Raw genomic sequence first — 1,757 nt, 5'->3', positions numbered from 1 at the left:
CTGCACAACTGTCCCATTTCGAATCGTCATGCCGTCTTCGCCGAAGAAATCGTCGCAAGCCTCCAGCCGTGTCTGGCAGCGGATGCTGTCCGGCCGCCGGCTTGATCTGCTCGACCCGTCGCCGCTCGATGTCGAATTCGCCGACATTGCCCACGGGCTTGCCCGGGTGGCGCGGTGGAACGGCCAGACCAGCGGCGCCCACATCTTTTCGGTGGCGCAGCACACCCTGCTGGTCGAGGCGGTGATGCGGGAAAAGAATCCACGGATCGACGCCAAGCTGCGGCTTGCCGCGCTGCTGCACGACGCCCCAGAATACGTGATCGGCGACATGATCTCGCCGTTCAAGGCGGTCATCGGGGAGTCGTACAAACGGGTCGAAAAGCGCCTGCTCGGCGCGATCCACATCCGGTTCGGCCTGCCGGCGGTGCTCGACGAGGCAATCGAACGGCAGATCAAAGCCGCTGACCGCGGCTCCGCCTACCTTGAGGCCATTCACCTGGCCGGTTTCACCAAGGCCGAAGCCAAGCGGCTGTTCGGCAACGATCCGGGCCTGCCGGAGGCGATGGTCGAGGACTATTTGACGCCCTGGCCGGCCGGAAAGGCCGAAAAGCGCCTGCTTGCCCGGTTCGAGAGCCTGAAGGCCTAAGTCTCGTCATCGCGCTTTCACCGCCCGCGGCGCAGGATTAAGATCGCGCCAACCTCGGAAAGGCCCATGATTCACGTCTGCTCGCTCGCAGCCTTGCATCCGACCGTTGCGGCGACCGAGGCCAGCCATGTGCTCTCGGTGATGGCCAATGTCGGTCAGGTGCAACGCCCCGCCACGGTGCTCGAATCCAATCATTTGCGGATCGAGATGGACGACATCACCGAGGTGATGGACGGCTTCAACGCGCCGAATCTCGATCACATCACCCAGGTGCTCGACTTCGTCCGAAGCTGGGACCGGTCGGCTCCCCTGGTGGTGCACTGCTACGCCGGCATCAGCCGCTCCACCGCCAGTGCGTTTGCGGCCGCCTGCGCGCTCAATCCGCACCGCGACGAGGTGACGATCGCCCGGCAGATCCGCCGGGCCTCGCCCTGCGCTTCGCCGAACCGGTTGATCGTGGCACTGGCTGATCGGGCGCTGGGGCGGCAGGGGCGGATGTTGCGCGCCCTCGAAGTGATCGGCCCAGGCGATCTCAGCATCGAGGGCGTGCCGTTTCGCGTCGATCTCGAATGAGCCTGCCCTTCGAGATGAGCGACAAGTCGACCGTTCCGATCGAGATCGGGCTGACCGCGGCGATCGTCGCGATCGAGGCCAACCAGCCGATGATCCTGACCGCCTCGGGCGACGGCGGCGGCAGCCTCGCCGGCCTTCCTTCCGGCCCGTTCGACGCCATCACCCACCGCACCCTGGAAATCGGGCTGCGCGCCTGGGTGGAAGAGCAGACCGGCCTGCGGCTCGGCTATGTCGAGCAGCTCTACACCTTCGGCGACCGCGGCCGTCATGCCCGACTCGGTGACACTGAAGTCCACGTCGCATCGATCGGCTATCTGGCGCTGACCCGCGCCGCCGACAACGCCGCGCGCGCGGCGGGCGCCACCTTCGAACCCTGGTATCGGTTCTTCCCGTGGGAAGACTGGCGCGAACAGCAGCCGGCGATCATCGCCCGTGACATCATCCCCGAACTCACCGCCTGGGCCGCCCAGGCCGAAGAGCCGGGCATGGCGCGCGCGCTGGCGCGGCGGGATCGGGTGCGGCTGTTCTTCGGCATGGA

The 1,757-nt window shown here is 66.6% G+C and carries 2 protein-coding genes and 1 pseudogene; all 3 read left to right on the top strand.

From position 1 onward, the window contains the following. The first annotated feature begins 28 nt into the window (after positions 1-28). A complete protein-coding gene (locus tag DYI24_RS26050) occupies positions 29-646 on the top strand; it encodes a YfbR-like 5'-deoxynucleotidase (protein ID WP_107343234.1) in 618 nt (205 codons plus the stop codon). Positions 647-712: 66 nt separating this feature from the next. Continuing rightward, positions 713-1,219, top strand: a complete 507-nt coding sequence (locus DYI24_RS26045) for a tyrosine phosphatase family protein (RefSeq protein WP_107343233.1) — start codon at positions 713-715, stop codon at positions 1,217-1,219. Continuing rightward, positions 1,216-1,757, top strand: a pseudogene (locus DYI24_RS26040) (NAD regulator); the annotation flags it as partial. The gene DYI24_RS26045 and the pseudogene DYI24_RS26040, both read left to right, overlap by 4 nt.

The organism is Rhodopseudomonas sp. BR0C11 (assembly GCF_010820945.1).
Lineage (GTDB): Bacteria > Pseudomonadota > Alphaproteobacteria > Rhizobiales > Xanthobacteraceae > Rhodopseudomonas > Rhodopseudomonas palustris_H.
The sequence above is the reverse complement of the archived record's forward strand: the minus strand, read 5'-3'. Positions and strand labels throughout refer to the sequence as shown.

Excerpts from the sequence above, each read along its gene's own strand:
- DYI24_RS26050 (WP_107343234.1), top strand. The coding sequence starts at position 29 with ATGCCGTCTTCGCCGAAGAAATCGTCGCAAGCCTCCAGCCGTGTCTGG.
- DYI24_RS26045 (WP_107343233.1), top strand. The coding sequence starts at position 713 with ATGATTCACGTCTGCTCGCTCGCAGCCTTGCATCCGACCGTTGCGGCG.